This window comes from Bacillus cereus group sp. BfR-BA-01382, from assembly GCF_022663475.1.
GTDB classification, from domain to species: Bacteria; Bacillota; Bacilli; order Bacillales; family Bacillaceae_G; genus Bacillus_A; species Bacillus_A thuringiensis_S.
Genome location: NZ_JAKUFQ010000001.1, coordinates 54,069 through 69,998, shown reverse-complemented (window position 1 = coordinate 69,998; position 15,930 = coordinate 54,069). Strand labels below are relative to the sequence as shown.

Genomic DNA, 15,930 nt, shown 5'->3' with positions numbered 1-15,930 from the left:
CGTTACCTTCTCAACCTCACGGGGCTGTGTTAAAGGATCATTATTTAACTGTTGTCAGTATCTCAGTTTTCTTGTGATTTGTCAATACTATTTCCGTAAAATATTTAATGCTTCTTCAAATACTTCTGGAATCGGTGCCTCAAACTGAATATATTCACCAGTACGAGGATGATCAAAGCCTAAAATACCTGCATGAAGTGCTTGTCCATTCATATCTAACGTTTTCTTGGGACCATACTTCGGATCTCCTGCAAGTGGATAGCCAATATATTTCATATGAACACGAATTTGGTGCGTACGTCCCGTTTCTAAGCGACATTCTACAAGTGTAAAGTCTTTAAAGCGTTCTAACACTTGGAAGTGAGTAACAGCGTTTTTACCATTTTCATCAACTGTCATACTTTGACGCTCTTTCTTATCACGACCAATTGGTGCATCGATAGTCCCCTTATCATGCGGGATAACACCGTGCACAATTGCTTTGTAACGTCTTGTTACTGTTTTTGCTACAAGTTGATTTACAAGTGATTCATGCGCCATATCATTCTTAGCAACCATTAATAATCCAGATGTATCTTTATCAATACGATGCACAATACCTGGACGCATTACACCGTTGATACCTGATAAATCTGTACAATGGTGCATAAGGCCGTTTACAAGCGTACCACTTGTATGTCCTGGCGCTGGATGTACAACCATACCACGTGGTTTATTTACAACAAGCACATCTGCATCTTCATAATAAATTTCTAAATTCATATCTTCTGGTTGAATATCTAACGCTTCTGGATCAGGAATCGTTACTGTAATTTCATCTTCTTCTTTTACTTTATAATTCACTTTTACTGCTTTCCCGTTTACTGTCACAACATCATCTTTAATCCATTGCTGTACTTGTGAACGTGACCATTCGTTATTTATTCCTGCAACGAATTTATCAATTCGCTCATTTTTTTGCTCTTCTACAACTGTTACTTGTACTACTTCACTCATTCAATTACTCCTTCGCTTTCTTGCCTTCTAATAATGTTTGAATAATAATTAATACAACACCAATACATAACGCTGAATCAGCTATATTGAATACTGGATAGTTGTACGAGAAAATATACACGTGAATGAAATCCACTACTTCTTGTCTAAATACACGATCAATAAAGTTACCAATTGCCCCGCCTAAAATTAGGCCTAACGAAATACCTAGAAGCTTATCTGTTTTCGCATACTTTTTCATATAAAATACGATAAACACTACAAAAACAACTGTAATAATGTAGAAGAACCACATTTTATTTTCTAAAATACCCCAGGCAGCGCCTCTATTTCGATGTGATGTTATGTATAATACATTGTCGATAATTGGAATACTCGTACCCAATTCCATGTTCTTTACAATTAACCACTTCGATATTTGATCGATAGCAATGACAAATAACGCTATTACATAATATATCATTTTCATTTCCCCCACAAAGACAGTGTACCTCAAAATTTTAGCATAGCTGCTACCTTTTCACAATGAACCTTTATAGAAGAATAAAATAAATTAAAAAAAGGTAATATAATATCGTTGTGCGTATTCATACATTTACCTTTTCATAGAAAAATTCATGAATTGTTCGGGCAGTCGGCATTGTTTTCATTTGCTTTGTCGAAATTAATCTCCCGGTCTCTTCACAAATACCGTACATGTCTATTTCCATTTTAAATAATGCACGTTCTACATCCTTTAAATCCTCTTTTATATCATGTAATAGCAATTTTTTCTTTATCTCTTCCTTAATTTCATATCCAAGCTCTTGGCTGAACTCGACATCATATTTGTGCATTACTTCTTTAGCTAGTCTCTCTTGCAACTCTTTTCTCATCAATTGCAATTCTTCTTTTATTTCCATGTAGATTTCATTCACGTGTACATTCCTCCTAGCTGTAATGTACAGTTAGTGTGTCCGAAATTTATTTGCTTACCTCACACACATTTTTCCTTCACAGGAAAGAGCCTGAAAGTTATTTTGATATATCATCAAAATAAAAAACTGACTGCATAAATAGCAGTCAGTTTTTTATTATTTTACATAGTTTTCTTTCACAACTGTTGCACAACGCTCACATAATGTTTCATGTTCAGCATCTTTACCAATTGTTTCTGAAACTACCCAACAACGTTCACATGTTTCACCAGTTGCTTGAGCAACAACAACCGCTGTATGTTCATACTTCGGTGCATCTGCTGGCGCTTCTTCCATCATACCACCAAGTTTATACTCAGAAACGATGAATAATTGCTTTAAGTCTTCGCTAATAGACTCTAACATAGCTTTCATTTCTGCAGTTGGATATAGCGTAATGCTTGCATTTAATGACTTACCGATTACTTTTTCATTACGAGCTACTTCTAGTGCTTTTAACACGTCATCACGTAATGTCATAAATGCATCCCATTTTGTTTTTAATGCTTCCGCGTCATCTAATTGTACAGCTTCTGGCATATCAGTTAATTGTACACTTTCTTCTGTTACGCCTGGAATGTATGGCCATACTTCATCAGCTGTATGCGGTAAGATTGGTGTTACAAGTTTCGTTAACGCAACAAGAACATCATATAATACAGTTTGAATTGCACGACGATCTTCGTGGTTTGCACCTTCAATGTATAAAATATCTTTTGCAAAATCTAAGTAGAATGAACTTAAATCAATTGTACAGAAGTTATGAATTGCATGATACACAGCAGCGAAATCGTATGTCTCATATGCTTCTTTAACTTTTGTAATTAAGTCATTTAATTTCACTAACATGTAACGATCTACTTCACGAAGCTCAGCTACAGCTACTGCATTTTCACTTGGCTTAAAGTCGTCTAAGTTTCCTAATAAGAAACGGAATGTGTTACGGATTTTACGATACACTTCTGCTACTTGTTTTAAAATATCATCTGAAATACGTACGTCAGATTGATAGTCAACAGAAGATACCCATAAGCGTAAGATGTCTCCGCCTAATTGATCCATGATTTTCTTCGGTACGACGATGTTTCCAATCGACTTACTCATTTTACGTCCTTCACCATCTAGTACGAAACCGTGGCTTAGTACGCCTTTATATGGAGCTTTACCTGTTACAGCAACTGCTGTTGATAATGAAGAGTTAAACCAACCACGATACTGGTCAGATCCTTCTAAATATAAATCAGCTGGACGCTGTAAATCTTCGCGCTCTTCTAATACAGCTTGGTGAGAAGAACCTGAATCGAACCATACATCCATGATGTCTGTTTCTTTACGGAATTCGCCATTTGGGCTACCTGGATGTGTAAATCCTTCTGGTAATAGATCTTTCGCTTCACGCTCAAACCATACGTTAGAACCGTGTTCACGGAATAAATCTGCTACATGGTTAATTGTTTCATCTGTAATAATTGGATCGCCATTCTCAGCATAGAATACCGGAATTGGCACACCCCATGCACGCTGACGAGAAATACACCAGTCACCACGGTCACGAACCATATTATGAAGACGAGTTTCTCCCCATGCTGGTACCCATTTTGTTTCCGCTACAGCTTCTATTAATTCTTTACGGAATGCTTCAATAGATGCAAACCACTGTGCTGTCGCACGGAAAATAATTGGTTTTTTCGTTCTCCAATCATGTGGGTATGAATGCGTAATGAATGTTAGTTTCAGTAACGCGCCTACTTCTTCTAATTTTTCTGTAATTGGCTTGTTAGCTTTATCATAGAATAAGCCTTCAAATCCAGGTGCTTCATTTGTTAATACACCTTTATCATCAACTGGGCAAAGTACTTCTAATCCATACTTTTTACCAACAACGAAGTCATCTTCCCCGTGTCCTGGTGCTGTATGAACACAACCTGTACCTGCATCTGTTGTTACGTGATCTCCTAGCATTACTAATGAATCACGATCGTAGAATGGATGTTTTGCAACTGTGTACTCCAGTTCGCTACCTTTTACTGTTTTCACAACTTCAGCATTTTCCCACTCTAACGTTTTTGCAACTGTCTCAAACAGCTCAGAAGCAATGATATATTTCTCATCATTTACTTTTACAATGCTATATTCAAGCTCTGGGTGAACAGAAATACCTAAGTTTGCAGGTAATGTCCAAGGTGTTGTTGTCCAAATGATGTACTTTTCATCACCTTCTAATACGTTCTTTCCATCTTTTACAGGGAATGCTACGTAAATAGATGCTGATTTTTTATCTTGATATTCAATTTCAGCTTCTGCTAAAGCAGATTCACTCGTTGGAGACCAGTAAACTGGTTTTTGACCTTTATAGATATAACCTTTTTTCGCCATGTCACCAAACACTTTAATTTGTTGTGCTTCATAAGCGGGCTCTAAAGTAATATATGGATTATCCCAATCTGCACGTACACCTAGACGCTTAAATTGTTCACGTTGACGTTCTACTTGTTCATATGCATACTCTGCACATAACTTACGGAACTCAGCAACTGTCATTTCTTTACGCTTTACACCTTTATTTGTTAAAGCTTGTTCAATTGGTAAACCGTGCGTATCCCATCCTGGAACATATGGCGCACTAAAACCAGTCATTGATTTATAACGAACAATAAAGTCTTTTAATACTTTATTTAATGCATGTCCCATATGAATGTCACCATTCGCATATGGAGGTCCATCATGCAATACAAATAAAGGACGACCTTTTGTATGTTCTTGTACTTTTTCGTAAATATTCATTTCAGCCCATTTTTCTTGCATTGCAGGCTCACGTTTTGGTAAGTTCCCACGCATTGGGAACTCTGTTTTCGGCATCAGTAATGTATTTTTGTACTCCATGCTCAATTCCTCCTTACATGTATATAAGAAATACTTAAAAAACGGAATAAAAAAGAGACTTTCTCATCCCAAAAAGGGACGAGAAAGTCTCCCGCGGTACCACCCTAGTAGATCATATACATATGTATAGAATCCTCTTATATTCTTAACGCGAATACACGCCTACGCTTACTCTATTTGTTCAGCGCGGAACTCCAGGGTGATATTCCCACTATCTCCTTATCCTGAGCTTACACCGTCCTCAGTTCGCTATATAAGGTTTGAAAAGGTACTTATCCCTATCTTCGTTTTTCTTAATAAATATGTTGTTTAAAATTATATGTAATAATGAGAAAAACGTCAAGCTTACACTGTTTCTTCTTTTTTCAACAGTTCATCTACTTCGTCTTCTAACTCAATTAGTTTATCCCAATCATCGTTGTTTAACATTTCAAGCTGTGTTTCTAATAACATACGGAAACGAGTTCGGAATACTTTCGCTTGTTTCTTTAACTCTTCAATATCAAAAGCAACTTTTCTTGATTTTACTAATGCTTCGTTAATAATACGATCAGCATTCTTTTCAGCTTCACGCACAATTAATTTCGCTTCTTTTTGCGCATTACGTTTTACTTCTTCCGCTGCTTCTTGCGCAACAACGATAGATTTGTTTAACGTATCTTCAATATTAGAGAAATGATCTAACTTCCCTTCTAACTGCGCAACTTTTTCTTCTAAAGCTTTTTTCTCACGAATGACCAATTCATAATCTTTGATAATTTGATCAAGAAACTCATTTACTTGATCTTCATCATAGCCACGGAATCCGCGACCAAATTCTTTGTTATGAATATCTAATGGTGTTAACGGCACAACGCCACCTCCAAGTAGTTATCTAAATTTCCTCTTTCAATTATATCTTTTCTTCGACAAAATAGGAGGATTTCCTTCTAAAAAACCAATCATTTTAGTATACCATACAAAATTCTCCATTTGTCGCGTTTTGTTCTACCTTCTACAGAAAATAATTTACTTCGGCCATATCCTCTAACAGAGAAAACGTCTCCTGGATAACATTCATAAGAAGTTTGTTCCACTATTTTCCAATTAACTTTTACTAAACCATTTTTAATGAAAGGTTGTACTTTCTGTCTAGATAAATGTAACATTTCAGCTAACATAACATCTAAACGAAGTGAAGAAACCGTTCCAGATTTCTCCCCCCACGTTTCATGTATCTGTAGAATTTGTTCTCCTTGTACTGCTGATAAGGAGACTTTTACTTTTCCTATTGCTTGTAAGTTCATCTCAATGTACGATACGATTTCTTTCGCAACTACAATTTGGGCACGATTTTCTTGCAGCAAAATATCACCACATTTTTCTCTCGTTAAACCAAGAGACATAAATGTACCTAATATTTGCCTATGTTCTAGCGTATAAAACTTGGAAGGATAGTCAATTTCTAATACTTCTACTTGAAATTCTTCTTCATTTAATTCTAGATAGTCTGGATAAATGAGTGCTCTTTTACGCTCTGCATTAGGCGTTGCACCACCAAATTGCACAGCAACATCTCCTTGTCCAATTACCATAGAAACAATTTGTTGCTGTCTTGGATCAAGGAAATCTGTTAATTTCACTTGATGGTACTCCGCCGTTCGCTTCCACTCTAGCACTTTATCTACAAAGACCTCTTCATCAGGCCTAAAATGTTCGTAAATGCTCATGTATTTAACCTCTTACTATAAGAAATAGCCGAACAAGCTGAACAAACCACTTTTAGCAAGTTTTAACGCAAAAATCGCAACGAGTGGAGAAATATCAATCATACCCAGCGGCGGAATAAATCTGCGGAATGGTTCTAAATACGGTTCACAAATTCGCGCCAAGAACTCTCCAAAAGATGATTCCTTTGCACCAGGAAACCATGATAGGAGAATGTAAATAATCAGTGCCCACGAGTAAATCTCGATAGCAGAACTTAACACCATTAAAACTGTTGTCATGGCGTATTACCACCTCTTTATATTTGTTTCTTCTTCTTCACCGAATAACTCTGAAATTGCACCAACAATATCAACATTTTCAGGTGTACACATAAATGTTTTCGGTCCTATTTTTTGAATGTCCCCGCCTATAGCGTATACAGTACCACTTAAAAAGTCAACGATACGTACCGCTTGATCAGTAGACATTCTCTGCAAATTAATTACAACAGCTCGTCTACCTTTTAGGTGGTCCGCAATCCCTTGCGCTTCCGAATATGTGCGTGGTTCTAATAAAACAACTTTTGAAGATTGTTTTGCTGTTTCAATACTCACAACATTTTGCTTCGGTTGCGCTTTCGGAAACGTAACATCTTGTTGTTCTGGTGGATCTTGCTGCTTTTTCATGTCTGTTTGCTCCTTTTCATAACCATATTGAGCTGCTTCTTTTTCTTCCGGTGTATCAAAAAAGAAGTATTTTACTTTTGACCAACTCATAATAAGATTCTCCTTCCTTTTACGCTTTTCCTACTAAAATCGTTCCCAAACGAATATATGTAGCCCCTTCTTCAATTGCAATCGTGTAATCGTTGGACATTCCCATTGATAATTCTTTACATGGCGCATGTAATAACTCTAGCTCCTGCACCTCTGTTTGTAGCATACGTAATTCCTTAAAACAGCGTCTGATTTCTTCCTCTTCTTCTGTAAATGGAGCCATCGTCATTAGTCCGACCACTTCAATTTTATCGAATTCTTGCAAACTTTGAATAAAAGAAACAACCTCTTCTATTGCCAATCCTTGCTTCGATTCTTCGGATGAGGTTTTCACTTGAATAAAGCATTTCACTTTCTTATCAGCACGTTTCTGAATTTCTTTCGCCAGGGAAAGACGATCTAACGAATGTAAATAATCAATTTCATTAATGATTTCTTTTACTTTTCTCGTTTGTAATGAGCCAATAAAGTGCCAATTAACTTTTGAACCGAAATGCTCGTATTTCTGTAAGAAACCTTCATTTCTATTTTCACCTAAATCGATAATTCCAGCTTCAATTACTTCGTTTGTTTTTTCAATCCCTACAGTTTTTGTCACTGCAACAAGTTTAATATCTTGCAACGAACGTCCAGCTCGAGCGCAAGATTCTTTAATAGCTTCGTTTACAATCACTAAATTTTCTTGTACTGTCACTTGCTTCCTTCCTCCTTAAAACCTATGAAACTCAACATTCTTCCTGTCTTACCTTGATCACGACGATGAGAGAAAAATAGTTGCTCTTCACAGCTTGTACAAAGAGATGACATTACAATATGCTCTTCTTTTATGCCTGCTTGTACACATAATATACGATTAATTTCTTTTAAATTAATTGCGTACTGCCCGTCAGAAATTTTTTGATGAGGAACAGCACCGCTAACTACTTCCTGTGCTGCTGTTAATACACGATCATCCACAACATAACAACAAGATCCGATCGACGGCCCAATTGCAACATGAATTTCATCACTTGAAATACCTTCTGCATTCCACTTTTGAATCATTTCCTTTGCAATCTCTTGTACAGTGCCTTTCCATCCAGCATGCGCAAGTCCTATCATACCATGTGATGGTGCATAAAAATAGAGCGGAACACAATCCGCGTAACAAGACGTTAACAGAACATCTTCATTACTCGTATAAATGCCATCTGTTTTTGAAATGCCGTCCTCATATGAATAGACGCCACTTCCTTTTTCCTGTTGCCCTACTTTTTCAACATGATGAGCATGAACTTGTTCAGAGCAAATCCAGTTTTCTAATGGTTTTTGTAACTTATTTGCTAAAATGCGTCTGTTTTCATGAACGTTCTCCACGATATCATTCACATGTAATCCTAAATTCATCGCATGAAAGGAGCCCGTACTTATCCCACCATCTTTTGTCGTAAATCCAGCAGTAATGTTTCCAAGTTCTTTCCACGCTTGTAAATACAGTATACCGTCCACATATTTAAATGGTTCTCTCATAATAAAGCGGCTCCTTTTAATTAAAATAACAGAAAAAAGCATGGTACTTCCTGTCTATTTTACCATACTTTTATTTTTTCATAATCCTAACAGAAAAAAAAGAGGAATTTGTAATATTCTTTATGAAATTGTCGGTGTTTGTATTGATTCTGTTACAGAATTAACAGGATTTACTCTTACAAGTATGACATCTTCCCCAATTTTCACAATTTCCTTCCAAGGAATTACAATCTCAACATCTTTTCCAAAAATACCTAGCATACGTGTCTGTTTGGAAATAATAACAGAACAAATTTTCCCTGTGTTCATATCAATTTCAATATCTCCAATATTCCCAATCCTTTTTCCATCTGAAATATTTATAACATCCTTCATCTGTAACTCTGAAATTCGTATCACCATTTTTATCCTCTCCCTTATATGACGAATTGGAAACTGTTTCTCATATTTACAGGAAGCCACCTATACGAAACACCATGCTAGTTTCATTATATGAACACTAATCCCCTACTATGAGCACAAACCATATTACATATAAAAAGGTCTCACCATAATTGGTGAGACCTTATCCTTGAATCGTTTTATTCATTTGTTTAATGGCTGACTTCTCTAAACGTGATACTTGCGCTTGGGAAATCCCAATTTCTTCTGCAACTTCCATCTGTGTCTTTCCTTGGAAGAAACGTTTTCTAATAATCATTTTCTCTCGATCATTTAAACGCTTCATTCCTTCTTTTAATGCTAATTCTTCAACCCACTGCTCGTCCTTTTGTTTTTCATCACTTAACTGATCCATAACAAAGATAGGATCTCCTCCATCATTATAAATCGGTTCAAATAATGAAACTGGGTCTTGAATCGCATCTAAAGCAAATACTATCTCTTCATGAGTTACTTCTAGCACTTTTGCAATATCCATTGCTGTTGGTTCTTTTGAATTTTCTGCAATCAACTTTTCTCTTACTTGCAAAGCTTTATACGCAATATCTCGCAATGAGCGCGATACGCGAATTGGATTATTATCACGCAAATATCTGCGTATTTCCCCAATAATCATCGGCACAGCATACGTTGAAAATTTTACATTTTGGCCTAAATCAAAATTATCAATTGATTTCATAAGTCCAATGCAACCAACTTGAAATAAATCGTCAACATATTCTCCTCTGTTATTAAATCTTTGGATGACGCTCAGTACAAGACGTAAGTTTCCATTCACTAATTTTTCTCTTGCGCTTATCTCTCCACTTTGCATTTCACGAAATAATTTACGCATCTCTTCATTTTTTAATACTGGAAGTTTAGCTGTATCAACACCGCAAATTTCTACTTTGTTTCTCGTCAAAGTGTTCCCTCCTATCGGGAGTTGCTGTACAGTGTAAAGTATTTCCTTTGAAGGGGATTTTATGCATATGGTTTTTTCACGATTTTTTATTTAAATTATCTTTCCTAATACAACTAAATAGAATAAGACCAGCCTACATAACGGCTGGTCTTATTCTTCACACCATTTTATTAAATTCTTTTCGTAATCTTTTTATAATTCTTTTTTCTAAACGCGAAATGTATGACTGTGAAATCCCAAGCATATCCGCCACATCTTTTTGCGTCTTTTCCTCTCCTCCGGCAAGACCAAACCGAAGTTCCATAATTTGTTTTTCACGATCATTTAATTGGTGTAATGCTTTCATTAAAAGGTGACGATCTACAGTAGCTTCTAAATCTTTTGTAATAATATCATCATCTGTACCTAACACGTCAGACAACAACAGTTCATTCCCATCCCAATCAATATTTAGCGGTTCATCAAAAGAAACTTCTGAACGATTTTTGTTATTTCGACGTAAATGCATTAAAATTTCATTTTCTATACAACGCGATGCATATGTTGCTAATTTTATTTTCTTTTCTGGATTAAATGTATTTACCGCTTTAATAAGGCCGATTGTTCCTATACTAATCAAATCTTCAATATTTATCCCTGTATTTTCAAACTTTCTTGCTATATATACAACGAGCCTTAAGTTACGTTCAATAAGTAATGACCTTGCTGCCTGATCTCCCTTTGGCAATTTATTCAAAAGAACTTCCTCTTCTTCTTTCGTTAACGGTGGTGGCAACGCTTCACTTCCACCAATATAATAAATTTCATCGGTCTTAATTCCTAATTTCAGCAATACTTTATACCAAAGGTATACTAAATAAAATTTTAATTTCATCATATTATCCCGCCTCTCATTATTAAGCGATCACCATTTTTTGTGAAATCAACATTTTTGGATGCACAATACATTGATACTCCCCATTTGTAGACAGTTGTTGTGTATTTAATCCAATTAATACTTTGTTTACAACAATAGAACTACCTTCATGATCAACTTGCACACTGTCAGGCTTAATTGCCCACAAAAATTGACTTTCTACTCCTACTGCACGGAAAGGAATTAAACGTAATTTTGTCGCCCAACCAGAATCATTTTCTGGTATTTGAGGAATTTCTGTTTTGGAATAAATTTGTTCTGTTAACCAAGATGGTAAGCAATGTTCTAATGATGAAACATGCATAATCATAACGGGTGTTTTTGTTAATGGATCGTAAAGTTGGTTCCCACTGTCAATAAGACCTGCCAGTTCTAGTTCTTCTTCGGCCAATTGAATTTTTACTTTCACAATTTGGTCATAGTGTATTTTCGTGACCTCTACGCTTTCAATACGCTTTTTAGAAAAATAATAAATTACCGGAAAGCCAAAAATAACAAATAACCAACTAATTGGATCGCCGTAAGAAATTGACTGAGATTGAACCAATCCATTTACCATTTCATTCGTTTGCAAAAAGAAATGAGTTCCAATTAATCCTCCGCCAACCATAAAGGTTACAAAGTAAAAAGTAAAAACAGTCTGTGCATAATTTCTAAATGTTGTAAACCCAAATGCTGTATACACAATAAGTAACGAGTACAGTAGTTTCATAATTGGATGTGTCATCATAGAAGCAAAAGGAGTAAAGGCAAAAATAACAATAGTTGAACCTATAAATGCCCCTAACACAAGCCTCCATCTTTTGATTTTCTTTTTTAACACGGTAGCTGTTAATAAAAGCAGAAGAAAATCAATGCAGGCGTTTAACAACCAAACAACGTCGGCGTAAACAACCAAACAATTCACCTCTTTTTTCAAGTTGAGACTAGTATAATGCATATCCAATAGGAAAGTGTGTCAATTTGCGGAGGTGTTTTTTTGTTATTTTGTGATTTCTAGACATAATCTGTCGGTAAAGAATAAAAGTACAAATTCATAGAATGATATACTCTTATTTTCACCAACAAAATATATTGAAATATACGAAATAAAAAAAGACCTGCTTAGCAGGTCTTTTCCATTTAAAAAACAAAAAAGGAGCATGAAAGCTCCTTTTTTTATCGTCTACGACGGTTACGTAAAAATGCTGGAATATCGATATCATCTGAATCTGAATGACGTTCATGTACAACTGGCTCTTCACGCTTCATTTCACGTTTTACTTCACGTTGTTTTGAAGGTTGAGCTACTGGTTGTTGCTGTTGTTGCGTGTGGTTCGCATTCGGACGAATAATTGGTTTTGGTGGTTGAGTTGCAATGCTATCATCAAAACCAGTTGCAATTACAGTTACAACGATATCATCTTTTAATCCTTCGTTAATAACAGAACCGAAGATCATATTTACTTCTGGATCTGAAGCTGAGGCTACGATATCTGCCGCTTCTTGTACTTCATATAAGCTTAAGTTAGCGCCACCCGTAATATTCATGATAACACCTTGAGCTCCATCAATAGATGTTTCTAGTAATGGACTAGAAATCGCTTTTTTCGCAGCTTCTGCAGCACGATTTTCCCCGTTACCAGAACCAATACCCATTAAAGCAGAACCTCTATTAGACATAATTGTCTTTACGTCTGCAAAGTCTAAATTAATTAAACCTGGCGTTGCAATTAAATCCGAAATACCTTGAACACCTTGACGTAATACGTTATCAGCTTCACGGAATGCTTCTAACATTGGCGTATTTTTATCAACGATCTCTAATAAGCGATCGTTTGGAATTACAATAAGAGTATCTACATTTTCTTTAAATGCTGCAATACCAGATGCTGCTTGCGTTGCACGTTTACGTCCTTCAAAAGTAAATGGACGTGTTACAACACCAACTGTTAAAGCACCTAATTCTTTTGCAACTTGAGCAACAACTGGAGCTGCACCAGTTCCAGTTCCACCGCCCATACCAGCAGTTACGAAGACCATATCCGCACCACGAAGTGCTTCTTGGATCTGTTCTTTACTTTCTTCTGCAGCTTTTTTCCCTACTTCAGGGTTTGCGCCTGCACCAAGTCCACGCGTTAATTTTCCACCAATTTGCATTTTTGTTTCAGCTTTTGATAGATTTAATGCTTGTGCATCAGTGTTCACAGCGATAAAGTCTACACCTTGTACACCGTGTTCAATCATACGGTTTACAGCATTGTTTCCGCCACCGCCGACACCGATAACTTTTATATTCGCTAATTGATCTTGAGTAGTATCAAACTCTAACATGTCGAAATCCCCCTAGAACCTCATTTTTCGTGTCCAATTTTAATCCCATAAATAACGGAATACACGTTTTACTTTTGACATCATACGGTCATCATTTTGATTATTATTGTTTTGATTACGAGTTTTTTGTTTCGCAGGTTGCTGTTGTACCGGCGTTGGTGCTGGTGCTGGTACTGTTTCAAAATGCTCTTGCTTTTCCTGCACATTTTTCCCACGTAATTTAGCTTTTTGATAAGAATGTTTAATTAATCCAACTCCGCTTGTATATTGGGGCTCACGCACACCAATATAATCAGGAGTTGCTACACGAACATTTTCATGTAAAATATCATATGCAAGATCAAGAACACCTGGCATAGAAGCAATCCCGCCAGTTAGTACATAACCAGAAGCCACTTGCTTTACTCCTAACTTACGCACTTCATCTTGAACAAACATTAAAATTTCCTCTACACGAGCCTCTATTATATCCGATAATTCCAACTGAGAATATTGTTCTGTTTGATCACTTCCCATAATAGGAACCGTAAACATCTCTTCTTCAGATGCTGTATCATAAAAAGCATGTCCATATTTCAACTTAATTTGATCTGCATTTTCTGTTGAAGTTTTCAACCCAATTGCAATATCCTTCGTTATATGGTCTCCACCTAATGGTAATACGCTCGTCGCTTGTAACTCTCCGTCTTTAAAAATAGATAAAGTTGTAGATCCTCCCCCCATATCAACAAGGGCTACTCCTCTATTTTTTTCATCTGAAGATATAGCAACTGTTGCAGCCGCTAAAGGTTGAAGACAAATATCAACAATTTCAAGACCTGCTTTTTCTACACAACGAAGTAGGTTATGTAGTAAAGTTCTCGAGCCTGTAATAAGTGTACCTTCCATTTCTAATCTTACACCGATCATCCCGCGTGGATCGTTAATCTCGTCAAGACCGTCTACGATGAACTGTCGAGGTACCACATCAATAAACTCACGTTCTGGAGCAATTGACACAACTTGTGCTGCATCTAGAACGCGTAAGACATCTTCATTCCCGATTTCACGATCTTCATTTGAAACAGCGACTACTCCGTGACAAGGAAGTAGCTGTACCTGGTTTGCATTGACACCTACTACAACTTGCTCAATATGGATTCCCACCATACGCTCAGCTTGTTCAATTGCTTTTTTAATTGATCGAACAGTCTCGTCTATATCAACTATCGATCCCTTCTTTAAACCATTTGATTTTACATTTCCAACACCAATAATGTTTAAGCTGTCATTAACCATTTCACCAATGATGACTTTAACATTGGATGTACCGATGTCAAGACTAACATATATTTCATTGCTGTTCATTCTTTGGCACCTCCTTCTTTATTTATACCATACAACTCAATATATGGAACAACAATCGCAACTTTACTATTTATAAGAAAAATATTCAACGTCTTTATACGTTTCCCTTTTTTAACCCTATATTTTTCTTATTTTTATTTAGCATTCAATTAAGAATATCGCAGTAAACTATGAATAACTGCTTATCTTGAAATAATTCTATTTCGAGTGTAAAGTTTACCGCCAAGTATAAGTCTACACTAAGATGTACTCATAGAAAAGTGAAACTTGTACCAATACTAGTATGAATCTAAGAATTTTTACATATTTTTCATCAAATGAACCATTCTTCTAAATTCGTATGCATATAATAGAACGTTTGTTTTGTTTTTTCTGCTATAAGCAACGAAAACTACCATTCTATTCTTTTTTTTCTTCCGCACCTAATTCTTTCGTATATGCACCTACTTCTAAATCAATTAATACCTTCTTACCTGGCTCAATTGTTTTTAAAATAAGCGGATAGGCTTCCATACGTTTTGCGAAATTTTGAATCGTAGTGCTCACTTCATAACCTTCATTCATATATAAAGTAAGATGATCTTCATTCGCATTCGTTGGAGAATAGCGAATCTCCGAAATAGATTTTAAAATAGCTGGTGTTAATTTTTCTAGTTCAGCGATTAACTCCTTCATTTTCTCTTCTTTAAAAGGTTCGAAAATCGGTGCTGCAACAGGAAGTTTTCCATTAGGTAGTACATCAAGTGTTTTTCCATTCTCTAATAACGGTTGTAATTTTCCCTCTTTATTTATATAACCAATCGTTAAATATTCTTCAATATGAACATCAATCTTGTTTGGAAAACGTTTTTTTACATTTACTGCTTTAATTTCTTTTCGCTTCGTTAAGTTTTCTTCAGCTTTATGTGCTGTCACTCGGAAATAACTTGTATCATATGTCACGCCTGAATCCTTCATTACTTGCTCATCCGTCATATAATGATTTCCAAACACACTAATCTTTTTTATATTACTAAGCGGAGACCGAAAATAAATTAAAAAGAGCACTAATAAAAATAAAATTGATATGTATAAAATCAATCGATGATTAACATTTTTTTTGTTTTTTTTCTTTTGATTTTTCAATTTTGGTACACGATCTTGTAGTTTAATCACTTTACTATTATTCATGTACGATCCCCCTATGTAACATAAAGAACG

Annotated in this window: 17 protein-coding genes and 1 other annotated feature; all 17 genes read right to left on the bottom strand. The window is 35.8% G+C overall.

All coding sequences use genetic code 11. From position 1 onward, the window contains the following. Positions 1-87: 87 nt before the first annotated feature. Positions 88-996 (bottom strand): RluA family pseudouridine synthase, encoded by a 909-nt coding sequence (locus tag MR160_RS00365; protein WP_000005854.1) that lies wholly within the window; start codon positions 994-996, stop codon positions 88-90. Between the two features lie 4 nt (positions 997-1,000). Further along, on the bottom strand, positions 1,001-1,459 hold the full coding sequence (gene lspA / locus MR160_RS00360; RefSeq protein ID WP_000642180.1) for a lipoprotein signal peptidase LspA: 459 nt from the start codon (positions 1,457-1,459) through the stop codon (positions 1,001-1,003). Between the two features lie 124 nt (positions 1,460-1,583). Then, positions 1,584-1,913 (bottom strand): TraR/DksA C4-type zinc finger protein, encoded by a 330-nt coding sequence (locus MR160_RS00355; RefSeq protein WP_001002956.1) that lies wholly within the window; start codon positions 1,911-1,913, stop codon positions 1,584-1,586. Between the two features lie 156 nt (positions 1,914-2,069). Continuing rightward, positions 2,070-4,835: an isoleucine--tRNA ligase gene (ileS2, locus tag MR160_RS00350; protein ID WP_000455953.1), complete on the bottom strand. Its 2,766-nt coding sequence runs from the start codon at positions 4,833-4,835 to the stop codon at positions 2,070-2,072. A gap of 71 nt (positions 4,836-4,906) precedes the next feature. After that, positions 4,907-5,129, bottom strand: a binding site (T-box leader). A gap of 51 nt (positions 5,130-5,180) precedes the next feature. Further along, positions 5,181-5,687 carry a septum site-determining protein DivIVA gene (divIVA, locus tag MR160_RS00345; RefSeq protein ID WP_001131611.1) on the bottom strand — a complete coding sequence of 169 codons (507 nt, stop codon included), beginning with the start codon at positions 5,685-5,687 and terminating at the stop codon, positions 5,181-5,183. 89 nt (positions 5,688-5,776) lie between these two features. Continuing rightward, entirely contained in the window at positions 5,777-6,544 is a 768-nt protein-coding gene (locus tag MR160_RS00340; protein WP_000029712.1) for a YlmH family RNA-binding protein, read from the bottom strand. Between the two features lie 15 nt (positions 6,545-6,559). Then, positions 6,560-6,823, bottom strand: coding sequence for a YggT family protein (locus MR160_RS00335; RefSeq protein WP_000214323.1), 264 nt, complete (start codon positions 6,821-6,823; stop codon positions 6,560-6,562). 6 nt (positions 6,824-6,829) lie between these two features. Next, entirely contained in the window at positions 6,830-7,300 is a 471-nt protein-coding gene (locus MR160_RS00330; protein WP_000119129.1) for a cell division protein SepF, read from the bottom strand. A 19-nt stretch (positions 7,301-7,319) separates the two neighbouring features. Next, positions 7,320-7,994, bottom strand: a complete 675-nt coding sequence (locus MR160_RS00325) for a YggS family pyridoxal phosphate-dependent enzyme (protein ID WP_000218005.1) — start codon at positions 7,992-7,994, stop codon at positions 7,320-7,322. Continuing rightward, positions 7,991-8,809, bottom strand: coding sequence for a peptidoglycan editing factor PgeF (pgeF, locus tag MR160_RS00320; protein ID WP_001209008.1), 819 nt, complete (start codon positions 8,807-8,809; stop codon positions 7,991-7,993). The genes MR160_RS00325 and pgeF overlap by 4 nt, the downstream gene beginning before the upstream one ends. A gap of 120 nt (positions 8,810-8,929) precedes the next feature. Beyond that, entirely contained in the window at positions 8,930-9,211 is a 282-nt protein-coding gene (locus tag MR160_RS00315; RefSeq protein WP_000236745.1) for a YlmC/YmxH family sporulation protein, read from the bottom strand. Positions 9,212-9,374: 163 nt separating this feature from the next. Continuing rightward, positions 9,375-10,154, bottom strand: coding sequence for an RNA polymerase sporulation sigma factor SigG (gene sigG, locus MR160_RS00310; RefSeq protein ID WP_000197755.1), 780 nt, complete (start codon positions 10,152-10,154; stop codon positions 9,375-9,377). A gap of 157 nt (positions 10,155-10,311) precedes the next feature. Then, positions 10,312-11,031: an RNA polymerase sporulation sigma factor SigE gene (gene sigE / locus MR160_RS00305; protein WP_000976948.1), complete on the bottom strand. Its 720-nt coding sequence runs from the start codon at positions 11,029-11,031 to the stop codon at positions 10,312-10,314. 19 nt (positions 11,032-11,050) lie between these two features. Then, positions 11,051-11,968 carry a sigma-E processing peptidase SpoIIGA gene (spoIIGA, locus tag MR160_RS00300; RefSeq protein ID WP_000261975.1) on the bottom strand — a complete coding sequence of 306 codons (918 nt, stop codon included), beginning with the start codon at positions 11,966-11,968 and terminating at the stop codon, positions 11,051-11,053. A gap of 260 nt (positions 11,969-12,228) precedes the next feature. Continuing rightward, positions 12,229-13,383, bottom strand: coding sequence for a cell division protein FtsZ (ftsZ, locus tag MR160_RS00295; protein WP_000888984.1), 1,155 nt, complete (start codon positions 13,381-13,383; stop codon positions 12,229-12,231). A 39-nt stretch (positions 13,384-13,422) separates the two neighbouring features. Next, positions 13,423-14,730 carry a cell division protein FtsA gene (gene ftsA / locus MR160_RS00290; RefSeq protein WP_001087559.1) on the bottom strand — a complete coding sequence of 436 codons (1,308 nt, stop codon included), beginning with the start codon at positions 14,728-14,730 and terminating at the stop codon, positions 13,423-13,425. 399 nt (positions 14,731-15,129) lie between these two features. Then, positions 15,130-15,900, bottom strand: coding sequence for a cell division protein DivIB (gene divIB / locus MR160_RS00285; protein ID WP_001065791.1), 771 nt, complete (start codon positions 15,898-15,900; stop codon positions 15,130-15,132). Positions 15,901-15,930 lie beyond the last annotated feature (30 nt).